General features: G+C 70.5%; 15 protein-coding genes. 4 read left to right on the forward strand and 11 right to left on the reverse strand.

The genetic code is table 11. The features are described from left to right. Positions 1–4: 4 nt before the first annotated feature. The 5 genes from DFR74_RS27570 to DFR74_RS27590 form a co-directional block, all read right to left on the reverse strand. Positions 5–565 carry a GNAT family N-acetyltransferase gene (locus DFR74_RS27570; protein WP_067510504.1) on the reverse strand — a complete coding sequence of 187 codons (561 nt, stop codon included), beginning with the start codon at positions 563–565 and terminating at the stop codon, positions 5–7. 168 nt (positions 566–733) lie between these two features. Next, positions 734–1,327 carry an alpha/beta fold hydrolase gene (locus DFR74_RS27575; protein WP_067510506.1) on the reverse strand — a complete coding sequence of 198 codons (594 nt, stop codon included), beginning with the start codon at positions 1,325–1,327 and terminating at the stop codon, positions 734–736. Positions 1,328–1,792: 465 nt separating this feature from the next. Beyond that, positions 1,793–2,152: a caspase family protein gene (locus DFR74_RS27580; protein ID WP_147265951.1), complete on the reverse strand. Its 360-nt coding sequence runs from the start codon at positions 2,150–2,152 to the stop codon at positions 1,793–1,795. A gap of 59 nt (positions 2,153–2,211) precedes the next feature. Beyond that, positions 2,212–2,604, reverse strand: a complete 393-nt coding sequence (locus tag DFR74_RS27585; protein ID WP_067510627.1) for an acyl-CoA thioesterase — start codon at positions 2,602–2,604, stop codon at positions 2,212–2,214. A 49-nt stretch (positions 2,605–2,653) separates the two neighbouring features. Beyond that, complete coding sequence (locus DFR74_RS27590; RefSeq protein WP_067510509.1) at positions 2,654–3,637, reverse strand: AraC family transcriptional regulator; 984 nt, start codon at positions 3,635–3,637, stop codon at positions 2,654–2,656. A gap of 146 nt (positions 3,638–3,783) precedes the next feature. On the opposite strand from DFR74_RS27590, the gene DFR74_RS27595 reads away from it, so the two are divergent. Further along, complete coding sequence (locus tag DFR74_RS27595; protein ID WP_232331782.1) at positions 3,784–5,031, forward strand: MFS transporter; 1,248 nt, start codon at positions 3,784–3,786, stop codon at positions 5,029–5,031. A 329-nt stretch (positions 5,032–5,360) separates the two neighbouring features. Here the strand turns inward: DFR74_RS27595 and DFR74_RS27600 are convergent, their stop codons facing one another. From DFR74_RS27600 to DFR74_RS27615, 4 genes are all read right to left on the reverse strand, one after another. Beyond that, positions 5,361–6,488 (reverse strand): DUF5925 domain-containing protein, encoded by a 1,128-nt coding sequence (locus DFR74_RS27600; RefSeq protein ID WP_084537787.1) that lies wholly within the window; start codon positions 6,486–6,488, stop codon positions 5,361–5,363. A 125-nt stretch (positions 6,489–6,613) separates the two neighbouring features. Next, the gene (locus DFR74_RS27605) at positions 6,614–8,032 is read right to left on the reverse strand and encodes an NAD(P)(+) transhydrogenase (Re/Si-specific) subunit beta (RefSeq protein ID WP_067510510.1); all 1,419 of its coding nucleotides are present in this window, start codon (positions 8,030–8,032) and stop codon (positions 6,614–6,616) included. Between the two features lie 3 nt (positions 8,033–8,035). Further along, complete coding sequence (locus tag DFR74_RS27610; RefSeq protein ID WP_067510512.1) at positions 8,036–8,353, reverse strand: NAD(P) transhydrogenase subunit alpha part 2; 318 nt, start codon at positions 8,351–8,353, stop codon at positions 8,036–8,038. Further along, positions 8,353–9,468: a Re/Si-specific NAD(P)(+) transhydrogenase subunit alpha gene (locus tag DFR74_RS27615; RefSeq protein WP_067510514.1), complete on the reverse strand. Its 1,116-nt coding sequence runs from the start codon at positions 9,466–9,468 to the stop codon at positions 8,353–8,355. The genes DFR74_RS27610 and DFR74_RS27615 overlap by 1 nt, the downstream gene beginning before the upstream one ends. A gap of 408 nt (positions 9,469–9,876) precedes the next feature. Here DFR74_RS27615 and DFR74_RS27620 point away from each other — a divergent pair, with 408 nt between their 5' ends. The 3 genes from DFR74_RS27620 to DFR74_RS27630 are packed head-to-tail and all read left to right on the forward strand — an operon-like array spanning position 9,877 to position 11,805. Then, entirely contained in the window at positions 9,877–10,326 is a 450-nt protein-coding gene (locus DFR74_RS27620) for an HIT family protein (RefSeq protein ID WP_195125450.1), read from the forward strand. Further along, positions 10,323–11,162 carry a maleylpyruvate isomerase family mycothiol-dependent enzyme gene (locus tag DFR74_RS27625; RefSeq protein WP_084537788.1) on the forward strand — a complete coding sequence of 280 codons (840 nt, stop codon included), beginning with the start codon at positions 10,323–10,325 and terminating at the stop codon, positions 11,160–11,162. Before DFR74_RS27620 ends, DFR74_RS27625 begins: the two co-directional genes overlap by 4 nt. A 4-nt stretch (positions 11,163–11,166) precedes the next feature. Then, positions 11,167–11,805, forward strand: coding sequence for a Type 1 glutamine amidotransferase-like domain-containing protein (locus tag DFR74_RS27630; protein WP_067510518.1), 639 nt, complete (start codon positions 11,167–11,169; stop codon positions 11,803–11,805). 146 nt (positions 11,806–11,951) lie between these two features. On the opposite strand, the gene DFR74_RS27635 is transcribed toward DFR74_RS27630, so the two are convergent. Together DFR74_RS27635 and DFR74_RS27640 are read right to left on the reverse strand one after the other, a co-directional pair. Beyond that, positions 11,952–12,458, reverse strand: coding sequence for a GtrA family protein (locus DFR74_RS27635; protein ID WP_067510636.1), 507 nt, complete (start codon positions 12,456–12,458; stop codon positions 11,952–11,954). A 167-nt stretch (positions 12,459–12,625) separates the two neighbouring features. Continuing rightward, positions 12,626–12,940 carry a hypothetical protein gene (locus DFR74_RS27640; protein WP_067510521.1) on the reverse strand — a complete coding sequence of 105 codons (315 nt, stop codon included), beginning with the start codon at positions 12,938–12,940 and terminating at the stop codon, positions 12,626–12,628. Positions 12,941–13,124 lie beyond the last annotated feature (184 nt).

The following is a 13,124-nucleotide window of genomic DNA, read 5'->3' on the forward strand; positions in this document are numbered from 1 at the left end:
CCGGTCAGCGCTCCCGCACCCACACCTGCGTGATCCCCGACTCGGCGGGCGCCTCGATCGCGCGCGGCTCGGTGCGCGCCAAGCGGTACCCGAGCCGCCGCGGAATGGCCGCACTGCGCACATTCGCCTCGTCACAACGGATTTCGACCTGCTCGACGCCGGGCAGCGCGAGCGCGAGGTCGGTCAGCGCGGCGGCGCAGCGGGTGATGATGCCGCGCCCGGTGTGCGCGGCGTGGCACCAGTAACCGATCTCCCGCACCTGCGCCGTGCTGCGGGCGTGCACGCCGATCCCGCCCAGCACCACCGCGCCCCCGGCGTCGAAGATGCCGTAGTTGCAGCTGCCGTCGGCGGCGGGCCAGCTCAGCGCCGCGGCTTCGCCGAACGCGCGCTGGCTCTCCACTGTCGCGGGCTCGGCGAGCCATTCCATCCACGGATGGAGGAGATCGAAGGATGCGTTGACCGCCTCGAGCCGGGGCAGCAGATCGCCCGGGTCCGCCCACCGGCGGACGAGCAGATCGCCCACGTCGATCCGCTGCGGCAATTCGGTGCTCGCCACGATGCCCATCACCCCATGGTGGCCCCCGGCACGCGGGTTCGACAATCGAGTTTCCGGGCCGCGCCCGTCACGAGCCCAGCAGTCCCGCGATTCGGCTCGTCACGGCGCGATCGGCCGGAGAGCCCTCGATCCTGTTCCCGGTGCACCCGAATTCCGCGCCGCGCGTCCGGCGGCGGATCACGCTCGCAGCAGGTCGGCGATCCGCTTCGCGACCACGCCGTCGGCCAGATAGCCCTCGATCCCGTGCCGGTTGCCCGTGAAATTCGCGACGCCCCCGTGGTTTTCGATCAGGGGGTCGGTGGGGAAGAACTCGGTATCGAGCGGACGCAGCGCGACGATATCGGCTTGGTCGAACGCGTTCAACCAGGCGGCCAGCCGGTGCGGATAGTTCACCGGCGCGGTCAACCTGCCGCGAATGGACGGGACACCCAGCGGCGAGCCCAGGGTGATCAGCCCGCGGCAGGGCCCGCGGCGGTGCGCCGAGCGCAGCACGTTGTAGGCCACCACGGACCCGAGCGAAGGCCCCACCGCGACGAACGGCTCGTCTCCGAGTTCCGCCTCGACGACCTGGTGCACCGCCCGCCGCACGGCCTCGTCGGTGACGTAGAGCGACACGTCGCGCAGCCAGGTGTCGATCACGCGGGCGTCCAGACCGGGAATCCGCGACAGCACCCGCGCCGCCAGCACCCAGCCCCAGTTCTGCGGATCGCGACTGCCCACGGCGTCCAACTCCGCAACGATCTGTTCCTCGGTGACGCCCGCCGCGGCCACGACGTCGGCGAGGATGGCGCGTTGGGCGGCACCGTAATTCGGCAGCCCGTCACGGGGCCGCGCGCCGCGACGTCGTCGGGCAGGCCCGGTTCGGCGCGGTCCACCAGGCCCGCGCGTCTGGCCGCGAAAAGCACTGCGGGATCGACAGGCGGCTCGGAACCGGGTGGGGCGCTGCCCAATGCCGCCGGACGCGGCACAACAGCGGCGCCATAGTCCATCGCCACGACGCGGCCCCGATCCACCACCACGGCCGTCGACCGGCCGGTACCACGCTGACCAATGTCGCTGTGCCGTCGCCGAATTGGAGTACACCATCGGTGGCGCGTCGCGCTCCCGCGTCCGGGTGAGCCGGAATGAGCGCGAGCACAGTCCCGTCGGCACCGTCGCCCCGCTGGTCGGCGAGTTCCCACCCTACGACCGTGACGTGCGCGACCGCCGCGCTCCGCACCGCGATGTAGGCCGGAGTCACGTCCCGGTACCAGCTGTAGTCCGACGAGGCCGACAGCGCGCCGGCGTAGTCGAAAAAGCTTGCCAATCGGTCGGTTCGACCCCGGGCGCGGAGAGCAGCCCGTGCCCGGCGAAATAGACGATCAGCTGGTCGTAGATCCGCTCGTCGACAAGGGCTTTGATGGTGGCGAGCACCTCGCGCCGATGCACCGGCCCCTCGAGGTCGGTGTGCGGGGCGACCGTACAGCCTTGCGCGCGAGCCCACGCCGCCATCGCCGCCGCCCCCGAGGCCGCGGCCGTCAGGGGATCGAGCCCGCCGACCCGGTCCACGCCGATACAGACCGCCGCCCGCCGATGCCCGGTCGTCGTGGCAGTCATGGCACCAGTGTGCTGGCGCGCGCCGCGCGCCGCGAGACTTTGCGCCGAAACGCGGCGCGTCAGTCCACCACGAGTGCGGCGGCGGCCTCGCGGATGACGGCGGGGATCTCGACCGGCTTGCGGGTTTCGTGGTCGACGTAGACGTGCACGAAGACGCCGGTGGCGGCGAGATCGAGGTCGTCGCCCGCGACGCGGAAGATGGCCAGGTCGTAGGTGATGCTGGAGCGGCCGAGGCGGCTGATGCGCAGGCCGACGCGCAGCTCGTCGGGGAAGCTGATCGAGCCGAGGTACTGGCAGGAGGTCTGGGCGACGACGCCGAGCGCGGGCAGTTCCCGGATATCGGTGCCGGTGGCGCTCATCAGCCACGCGTTCACGGCCGTGTCGAAGTACGAGTAGTAGGTCACGTTATTGACATGGCCGTAGTGGTCGTTGTCGGCCCAGCGGGTCGGCATCGGCCAGAGCACGGGATACTGCTGCTGCGTCACCCGGCCGACGATAGCCTCACCCGGTCGAGGACAGCTCGGCGGGCGCGCCGCCCTGCCGGTGGTCGCGCGGGCTCACCCCGAAGTGCCGTTTGAACGCGGTGCTCAGCGCGAACGCCGACCCGTAGCCCACCTGGCGCGCGATCGCCTCGACGGTGGCGTCGGACTCCTGGAGCAGGTCGGCGGCCAGCGCGAGCCGCCATTCGGTGAGGAAGGCCATCGGCGGCTCGCCCACCAGCTCGGTGAACCGGCGCGCGAGCGCGGCGCGGGACACGCCGACCGCCTCGGCCAGGCTCGCCACCGTCCACGGGTGGGCCGGATTGTGCTGGAGCAGGCGCAGGGCCTTGCCCACCAGCGGATCGCCGTAGGCGTGGTACCAGGCGGGCGCGTCGGCGCGGGCGAACCAGGCGCGCAGCGCGGTGATGAGCACCAGATCGAGCAGCCGGTCCAGCACGGCGCCCTGGGCGGGCAGATCCTTGGTAGCCTCGTCGGCGAGCACGTCGACCATCCGGCCGTCGAAGTCGCCGCGGCGCAAGACCGCGACCGGCGGCAGGGCGCGCAGCAATCGCTGGCTGGCCGCCCCCGCCGACTCGTAGGTTCCGGTGACCATAACGGTCGCGCCGTCGGGATCGGTGCCCCACTGGCGGACGCCGAGACTCAAGGTCTCGCACAGGATCTCACCGTCGGGCGTCGTGGTGACCTGCCCGGGATGGATGACGATCTGCGGCGCCGTCGCGGGATCGTCGGCGACGGTGTACGGGTGCGGGCCGCGAAAGATGGCGACATCCCCGGCCTCCAGCCGGCACGGTGCCGAGTCCGCTTGGGCCGCACGGGGGTTCGCGGGCGGATCGGGGAAGACCCAGGCCGAGCCGCGGACCATGGACAGCACCGTGAGCGGGGCTTCGTCCTGGATGCGCAGCGACCAGGGCGGATCGAGCAGCGAACACATCAGGAACGCGCCCCGGGCACGGGGACCTTCGAGCAGACTGGCTAGGGCGTCCACGTGTCCAGGGTAGACGCGCGCGCATGTCGGCGGGCGATTCGTTTTCGATTCGTCTCGACTCGAACCCGCGACAGCCAGGCTGCCCATCATTTCGGGGGGCCTGCCGTTCGCGGCGCCTCACGATTCATCCCGGTACCGTCGAAACGGTGCCGGTTACTTCGATCGAGCGACGGGTTCGAGTGGCGCGGGCGGCCGTGTTCACCGTGTTCGGGTTGAACGGCTTCCTGCTGGCCATGTGGGTGGTCCACATCCCGGTCATCACCGATCGGACGGGGGTGTCGCATTCCACCCTGGGCATGTTCATCCTCGTGATGGCGGGGGCGGGCATCGTGGGAATGCGGCTGGCCGGGCCACTGGCCGACCGGTTCGGCAGCAGACGCCTGGTGGGCGCGGCCGCCGTCACCGCGTCGCTGGCCGTGCTCGGGCCCGGCTTCGCCACCGGACCCGTGTGGCTGGCATTGGCGTTGGCGGGCTTCGGATTCGGCAACGGCGCGCTGGACGTGTCGATGAACGCGCAGGCGGTGCACGTCGAGCGGGCCTACCGGCGGCCCATCATGTCGGCGTTCCACGCGCTGTTCTCCTGCGGCGGGCTGGTCGGTTCCCTGGTGGGCGCGGCCACGCTGCGCGCGGGCTGGGACGTGCGCGTGACCCTCATCGCCGCGTCCGCGCTGTGCCTGTGCGCGGTGGCCGCGAGTGTGCCACGCCTGCTCGCCGACACCCGCGCGACGGCCAAGACCGAGCCGGACAACGTCGCCGAACCGCACCCCGACGAGGTCGCCGCCACCGACTCGGCGCGCAGGCGAAAGGTGCTGGCGCTGGCCATGATCGCGTTCGCCGCGCTGCTCACCGAGGGCGTGGCCGCCGACTGGAGCACCTTGCAGATGGGCGAGCATCTGGGGGTGGGCGCCGCCACCGCCGCCCTGGCGTTCGGCGCGTTCTCGGTGACGATGACGGTGGGCCGCTTCGCCGCCGACCGGGTGAGCGCGCGGTTCGGCCCCGTCGCGGTCGTCCGATACGGGGCGCTGTTCTCGGCCCTCGGGCTCGCCGTCATCATGCTGTCGACCTGGGTGCCGCTGAGCCTGCTCGGGTGGGCGCTGTGCGGGCTGGGCCTCTCGGGCATGGTCCCGCAGATCTTCACCGCCGCGGGCAACCTCGGAACATCCACCGCGGCAACGGATATGGCGCGGGTCTTCGCGATCGGCTACCTCGGCCTGCTGGCGGGGCCCGCGATCATCGGCTGGCTCACGGAACTGATTCCGCTCACCGCCGCCTTCGGAGTCCCGATGATCGCGATCGCGCTGTCCGGGTGGAAGGCCCACGTGGTCGCACCCGCGCAGGCGTTGACGCGGACCGAAAAGGTCACGGACGCAGGGGTATCCGACGACGTCCACTGAGTCCGGCGCGTCCGCCGTGCGCACAGCGGATCGTGAGGTATTTCCCGACCGAGTGCCGCCACGCCACCCGCTCCCGCGCCGACCAGTTCACCCGGAGCATCCGCCTATGGCCCGGCCGACCCACGTTCACCGCGACACGGGAAGTGATCATTCCGGCCACACGCCTGCGGCACAGCCGCCGCAGCCCACCGTGACGCACGCCGACGGCCGTCATCCCCGAACACTCGACTTCGATCGGTCTGGCGCGAGCTTCTCGCGAAATATGCGGCACGCATCGGTTGCGGTCGGCGCAGAACCTCGGCGACAGCGTGATGAGGGCGGGCCGCGCCCTACAAGTACATCCCCGCGTCGGGCGTCTCAGCGACGGAGTCAATGGGATCAGTCCCATCTCTCAGCGCTATCAGCTCGGCCAACGTGGCACCGTCGCCCGACACGGCGGGGTGGTCCCCGCCGAGCCAGCGGGCGGATTCGGCCGGGTTCAGGCGGCCGATCTCCAGCTGCGCCAGGCAGCGGCCCGGCCTCGTGACGGCGGGATGCAAGCGGGAGAGGTCCTCGTTGGTGGTGATGGCGACCAGGATGTCGCGCCCCTGGCCCAGAATTCCGTCGGTGAGATTCAGCAACCGCGAAAGCCCCTGCCCCGACGATGATTTCGCTTCACCGCGGATCAGCTCGTCGCAGTCCTCCAGCACCAGCAGCCGCCAGCGGCGCGGCTCGCCCTCCACCTCGGTCGCGGCGCGCATCAGGTAACCGGGCTGACTGAACAACATGTCGGGGTCCAGCACGCAATCCAGCTGGCACCACGACGACCACGCCCGAGCCAACGCGCGCAGCGCGGTCGTCTTCCCGGTGCCGGGCGGGCCGTGCAGCAGCAGCAACCGGCCGCGAATATCCTTCGGCGACAATGCCATCAACCGGTCCAGCGCGTCGCTGGCGGCCCCGGCGTAGTTGTCCCGGATCTGCGGCCAGACCGGGGTGTCGATCATCTGCGGACGCCTGCGCGGCCCCTGCGGGTGGAAGTACCAGAACCCCACCTCGATACCGTCGGACCGCGCCTGCGGCTCCTCCGCGCCTTCGGTCGCCCGGTCCAGCACGTCATTGGCCAGTTCGTCGGTGACGGCGTTGACCTCGAGCACCGCCGACCGGTCGGCCCAGCGGTCGGCCCGCAGCGTCCAGCCCTCCCCCACCGCCAGGATGGAGCGGGAATCCCCGTCGTCGATACTGCGCGCGATCACCGCGCCGGGCGGGCACAGCGGCGCGTCGACGCGCACCCGCTCCAGGTTCCGCTTCCGGTTGCGCGACTGCTCGCCCCGCACGAACGGCGAGAGCGCGAGCACGTCGAGCACGTCGCGCGGCACGAACGACGAATCCAGCGAGACGGTCCAGCGCAGCTCGTCGGCGGGATCGGGCGGGCCTGGCTCGGAACCGATCAACCGCAGGGCTTCCTTGCGTTCCAACATCTGGCCAATGATCGGCGCACCGTGGCCGCGGCGTCCACCGAATTACCAGGCCAGAACGCCGAAACGGCCCTCCACCAGCGGGTGGAGGGCCGTGCCTTCGAGTAACGCTACTGCCTTCGAGAAAGCTACAGCGCCTTCAGTTCCTCGGTGACCGCGCCGACCGACTTCTTCGCGTCGCCGAACAGCATCGAGGTGTGATCGGCGTAGAACAGCGGGTTGTCGATGCCGGCGAAGCCGGAGTTCATCGACCGCTTGAGCACGATCACGTTCTTGGCCTGGTCGACGTTGAGGACCGGCATGCCGTAGATCGGGCTGGCGGAGTCCTCGCGGGCGGCCGGGTTGGTGACGTCGTTGGCGCCGATGACCAGGGCGACATCGGTGCGGGAGAACTCGCCGTTGATGTCGTCCATCTCCTTGAGCGCGTCGTAGGAGACCTCGGCCTCGGCCAGCAGCACGTTCATGTGACCGGGCATGCGGCCCGCGACCGGGTGGATGGCGTACTTGACCTCGACGCCCTTGGCTTCGAGCAGCGCCGCCATCTCCTTGACCGCGTGCTGGGCCTGGGCGACGGCCATACCGTATCCGGGGACCACGATCACCTGGTTGGCGTAGGCCATCTGGATCGCGGCGTCGGCCGCGGAGGTGGCCTTGGCCTGCTTCTGCTCACCGCCGCCGGCACCCGGCGCGGTGCCGCCGCCACCGAAGCCACCGGCCACGATGGCCGGGATGGAGCGGTTCATGGCCTTGGCCATCAGGTTGGTCAGGATGGTGCCGGACGCGCCGACGATCATGCCCGCCACGATCATCGCGGTGTTGTTCAGCGCCAGGCCCGCCGCGGCGGCCGACAGACCGGTCAACGCGTTGAGCAGCGAGATCACCACGGGCATGTCCGCGCCGCCGATGGGCAGCACGACCATCAGGCCCAGGATGCCGGCCAGCACCAGCAGCACGACCATCACCCACGCGGGCGCGCCACCGTCGGCGGCGCCGATGCCGATCACCACGGCCGCGGCGATCGAACCCACCAGCAGCAGCAGGTTCAGCGGCTGCTGGAGCTTGCCGATGCCGATCGGGCGGCCGGGCAGGATCTCCTGGAGCTTGCCGAAGGCGATGATCGAGCCCCAGAACGAGATGGAGCCGATGATCGCGGCGAACAGCGAGCCGATGATGATGTGGACGGTCGGTTCCTCGCCGTGCTTGAACGCGGAGAACCCGGTGGTGTCGAGGAATTCGGCCCACGCGATGAGCGCGACCGTGCCACCGCCCACGCCGTTGAACGCGGCGACCAGCTGCGGCATCTCGGTCATCTTGGTGCGCATCGCGGGCGGCACACCGAGCACGACACCGACCACGAGACCGGCGATGATGAGGATCCAGTTCTCGGTGTCGCGCACCGAGATCAGGGTCGCGACCACGGCCAAGCCCATACCGGCGGCCGCGATCCAGTTGCCGCGCACCGCCGTCTTCGGACCCGTCAGGCCCATCAGGCCGTAGATGAACAGCGAGAACGCGACGATGTAGAGGATGTTGACGAGATTGTCCATGGCTTACTGCCCCGCCTTCTCCGACGCCGCGGGCTTCTTGCCCTTGAACATGCCCAGCATCCGGTCGGTCACCAGGAAGCCGCCGACCACGTTCAGGGTGCCGAACACCAGCGCCACGAACAGAATGATCTGGATCCCGATCGAGGGGTCCTCCACCTTGCCGAGCACGACCAGCGCGCCCAGCACGACGATGCCGTGGATGGCGTTGGTGCCCGACATCAGCGGCGTGTGCAGCGTGTTGGGGACCTTGGAGATCACGGCGAAACCGACGAACCCGGACAGCACCAGGATCGCGATATTCGCGAGCAGCTCGGTATACATCAGTTCACCTCACGAGTGACACAGGAGTCCGCGAGCACCTGGTCGTCGAAGTCGGGGGCGAGCTTGCCCTCGACGAGCATCAGTTCCAGCAGGGCCGCGATGTTCTTCGAGTACAGCTCACTGGCGTGCTCGGGCATGGTGGCGGGCAGGTTCAGCGGCGAGGCGATGGTGACGCCGTGCTTGACCACGGTCTCGCCCGGCTCGGTGAGCTCGCAGTTGCCGCCGGTCTCACCGGCCAGGTCCACGATCACGCTGCCCGGCTTCATGCCCTCCACCGCGGCGGCGGTGACCAGCCGGGGCGCGGGACGGCCCGGCACGAGCGCGGTGGTGATCACCACGTCGAAGCCCTTGATGGCCTCCTCGAGCGCCTTCTGCTGCTGGGCCTTCTCCTCGTCGGTGAGCTCGCGGGCGTAGCCGCCCTCACCGGCGGCGTCGATCCCCAGGTCCAGCCACTGCGCACCGACCGAACGCACCTGGTCGGCCACCTCGGGGCGCACGTCGTATCCGGTGGTCCGCCCACCGAGACGCTTGGCGGTGGCCAGCGCCTGCAACCCGGCCACACCCACGCCGAGCACCAGCACCGTCGCCGGCTTCACGGTGCCCGCGGCGGTGGTGAGCATCGGGAAGAACCGGGTCGACTCCTCGGCCGCGAGCAGTACGGCCTTGTACCCGGCCACGTTGGCCTGCGAGGACAAGGCATCCATCACCTGCGCGCGCGAAATGCGCGGGATCGCCTCGACGGCGAACGCCTGCACACCGGCGGCCTTCAGCTTGCCGATCTGGTTGTCGGCGTTGCGCGGGGCCAGGAACCCGATGAGCGTCTGTCCCTCGGACAGCTTGGCCACCTCGGCGTCGCTGGGCGGCGCGACCTTCACCACGACCTCGGCCGACCACGGATCACCGATGGTGGCGCCCGCTTCGGCGTAAGCTTCGTCGGGAATGAGCGCACCCAGTCCGGCACCGGCTTCCACGATCACCTCCACACCCTGCTTGGTCAGGGTCGGGATGATCTTCGGCACCAATGCGACACGCCGCTCGCCCGCGTTGGACTCGCGAACGACTCCGACACGCGCTCCGCGTGGCGACGAATCGCCGACGTTTTGCGTTGTCTCCACTTGTCAGACTTCCTTCTCGTGCTGGCTGTAGGGCCACCGACGGGACGATCAGGCTAAGTTACTCGCGAGTAAGTTGGCCTGAAATCCTCGCAACTGTACCTGGCTTGCGGTGAGCCTAGTTGAGATGGCGGTCACACCGCCGAGCCCGTTTCCGGCCATATGCCGGATTCGCACCGAGCCCGCCGCCCGCCGCCGACCGGGCGCGTGGCTGTCACCCTCGCGAACCCGGTCGAGATGATCGTCGTCGGCCCAGGTGAGCGCGTCCAGAACGCACCTACGCGCGGGTAGCGCACCGCCACGTCAGTGAACTGGTCAGCCGCCCGACCAGCCGCGACGGAGTGACGTGCATCATGCTCGGGCGGGGGATCCGGGTGTTCCATATCACTCGCGCGCCGTATGGTCGCGGGTGTGAACGACTGTGTCTTCTGCCGGATCGTCGCGGGCGAGGCCCCCGCGACGAAGGTCTTCGAGGACGAAACCCTGTGCGCTTTCCTGGACATTCGTCCGGTCACGCGCGGGCACACCCTCGTCATCCCCAAGCGCCACGCCACCGAACTGGAGGACCTGGACGCCGAACTCGGCGCGCACCTGTTCCGGGCCGGGCACCGGATCGCGCTGGCCGTGCGCCGCAGCACCCTGCGCGCCGACGGCGCCAACCTCATGCTCAACGACGGCAAGGCGGCGTTCCAGACCGTCGGCCACGTGCACCTGCACGTGGTGCCGCGCCGCCACGGCGACAAGATCTCCTTCGCCAAGGGCCTGCTGCTGCGCCGTCCGCACGATCCGGAGAGCACCGCGCTCGCCATCCGCGACGGGCTCGCCGCGCTCGCGGCCACCGACGGGGAGCCCGGCGCGTGACCGAGCAGCCGCCCGACCGGGCCGAACTGACCGGGCTGCTCTCCCGCCAGTGGGACGCGCTCGCCGCACTGGTCGCCGAGCTGGACGAAGACCGCTGGCGCACGCCGACGGCCCTGCCCGGCTGGAGCGTCTTCGACGTGCTCGCGCACGTGGTGGGCACCGAATCGTGGTTGCTCGGGGAGAAACCGCCGCCGCGCGACCCGCTCGCACCCGAGCGCGACGCGCGCGAACTCCCGCACGTGCGCAACGAAGTCGGCGTGCTCAACGAGATCTGGGTGGACCGGTTCCGGCCGGTCTCCGGCGCGCGGCTGCTCGACGTGTTCGCCGAGGTCACCGAGCGGCGCCGGGCCGCACTGGCCGACCTCGACGACGAGGCGTGGGCGGTGCCGACCGTCTCACCGATCGGGCGCGTGCCCTACGGGCGTTTCATGCGGGTGCGGCTGTTCGACTGCTGGATGCACGAGCTCGACATCGCCGACGCGCTCGGCGCGGATGTCGAGGAGGGCGGTCCACGCGCCGCGCTCGCGTTCGAGGAACTCGCCACGTCGATTCCGCGCGTGGTGGTCAAACGCGGTCGGGCGCCGAAGGGTTCGCGGATCGCGTTCGAGCTGACCGGCGCGCTGCCTCGCACGTTGCGCATCGCGGTGGACGAGCGCGCGTCGTACGTGGACAGCTTCGACGGCGCCGCCGACACCGAGATCACCCTGGACTCCGGGCTTTTCGTGCGGCTCGGCGGCGGACGGACGACGGCCGACGAGCACCTGGACCGGATCGCGATCACCGGCGACGGCGATTTCGGTCTGCGACTGGTGCGCAACCTCGCCTTCACCATCTGACGCCGTGCGACTCTTCCTGGCGTCCTACCGGTTCGGCGGGCACGAGGAACGGCTCGCCGAACTGGCCGGTGGGCGCGGACGGGTGGCGGTGATTCCCAACGCCTGCGACGCCTGGCCGGCCGCGTGGTCGTCGGCGGTGACCAGCGACCTGGTGCCGTTGCGCCGCCTCGGGTATCGGCCCGAGGTGCTGGATCTGCGCGAATACGTCGGGCGCGGTGCGGAATTGGAGCGCAGACTGTCATCCTTTCCGCTGGCGTGGGTGCGGGGCGGCAACACGTTCGTGCTGCGGGCCCAATTCGCCCGCAGCGGAGCAGATCTCGCGTTCGCCCGGCTGCTGGCCGACGACGCGCTCTGCTACGCGGGGTACAGCGCGGGGGCGTGCGTGCTCACGCCCGATCTGCACGGGCTGGAGACGGCCGACGATCCGGGGGAGGTGCTGCCCGCGTGCGGTGTCGAACCCCGGTGGGACGGACTGGGTTTGGTCGATCACCGGATCGTGCCGCACATCAATTCCCCCACCGACCCCGACGGGGTGGGCAACGCACTCGCCGCGGAGTACCGGGCGGCGGGCGTGCCGCACTGGGCGCTCACCGATGAGGAGGTGGTCGTGGTGGAGGGAGATCGGGTGGAGTTGTTGCGCTGAGCCGGGATCGCGCGCGATGCGCCGGCGGCATCCGCGCCGGTCACCCATGTGGCCGTCCGCGCGAAAGTGCCCGTCGGCGAGCAGGTTTGACGCGTATGCCGTCGAACGTCCCTGGCGTGGACCTCGGTGGCCGGCCAGGCTCGGCGTCAGGCGCGATCGCCGACCGGCTCGCGGTGCGGCGCCCGTTTCCGGAACACCACCCAGCGCATACAGCTGTACATGTAGATCGCCTCGCACCCGCCCGCCACCAGGCGCGCGAGGTGGTAGGGCACGCCGAGGGCGGCGAGACCGCCGCCGACGCCGAGGATGAACGCGGCGTAGTTGATCGCGACCACCACCGCGTACACCACGGCCTGGCGGCCGACCGGCGCGTGCGAGTGGAAGTTGAAGGTGCGGTTGAGCACGAAGGCGAGCGAGAACGCGCAGACGTAGGCGACGGTGAACGAGAGCGGCACCGGCCAGCCGAACCCGCTGCGAAACAGGGTCAGCAGCACCAGATCGACGCCGAAGGTGAAGCTGTTGAGCAGAGCGAAACCGAGGAACGTCGGCGCGACGATCCGGTCCAGCCCCCACGGCAGACGGGCGACGACGCGCTCACACCACCGGGTGAAGCGGTCGGCGACGAGCTCCGTCGCGGCGGTTAGATCGCGCACGCGGCCAGCGTGCCAGCGCCAGGTGTCGGGCAAGTGAGCGGTGAGCGAACGGGGAGCAGGGCGCGTCCGTGCGGCCGCATCACACCGACCCGCCGGACCGGATCGAACACAGCCATCCGGAACCTGATGCGTCCAGATCGCAGGCGTCCGACCGCGGTACGCAACTTCTACGCGTAGTCCTTCGCCGACTCCGACGGTTGGTTCAGCGCGCTCCACGCGCTCAGCCAGCGGCGGCGGGTCACGTCGTCGGCGTCGGCCAGCAGGGCGTCGAGCAGGACGCGCGGGTCGGCGCGCCAGCGCTCGGCGAGGTTGGCCAGGGCGTGGGCGTCGAACAGGCCCGAGCGGTCCAGCACGGACAACCACGGGTCGAACGCGCCCGCGTGGATCCGGCGCAGCGCGTCGTGATCGACGGCGCCATCGGCGTAGTCGCCGGCAAACGTGGCCGCGACCAGCTCGCGGTACTCCGGTGTCACATCCCCCATGCGGTCATCCTCCGTAGGGAATCAGGCAGGACCCCGGACAATGGACCCCGACGATCCGTGCACCGCACCCGTCCGCCGTCCGGACAACGGCCGATCCGCGCGCGGCGAGCCCCTGCCCCGCCGATTCTGGTCCCGCGCGGGGTGAATCGCCAATCGCCACCGTCCTACGGGCCGGTAACGCTAG

The sequence above is a fragment of the Nocardia puris genome, assembly GCF_003315035.1.
In the GTDB taxonomy this organism is placed as follows: Bacteria; Actinomycetota; Actinomycetes; order Mycobacteriales; family Mycobacteriaceae; genus Nocardia; species Nocardia puris.

Coding starts and splice junctions, on each gene's coding strand:
- DFR74_RS27610 (WP_067510512.1), bottom strand. CDS start 8,353: ATGTATACCGAGCTGCTCGCGAATATCGCGATCCTGGTGCTGTCCGGG.
- DFR74_RS27640 (WP_067510521.1), bottom strand. CDS start 12,940: ATGGGGGATGTGACACCGGAGTACCGCGAGCTGGTCGCGGCCACGTTT.
- DFR74_RS27600 (WP_084537787.1), bottom strand. CDS start 6,488: ATGTTGGAACGCAAGGAAGCCCTGCGGTTGATCGGTTCCGAGCCAGGC.
- DFR74_RS27585 (WP_067510627.1), bottom strand. CDS start 2,604: ATGCCGACCCGCTGGGCCGACAACGACCACTACGGCCATGTCAATAAC.
- DFR74_RS27570 (WP_067510504.1), bottom strand. CDS start 565: ATGGGCATCGTGGCGAGCACCGAATTGCCGCAGCGGATCGACGTGGGC.
- DFR74_RS27580 (WP_147265951.1), bottom strand. CDS start 2,152: ATGACTGCCACGACGACCGGGCATCGGCGGGCGGCGGTCTGTATCGGC.
- DFR74_RS27605 (WP_067510510.1), bottom strand. CDS start 8,032: ATGGACAATCTCGTCAACATCCTCTACATCGTCGCGTTCTCGCTGTTC.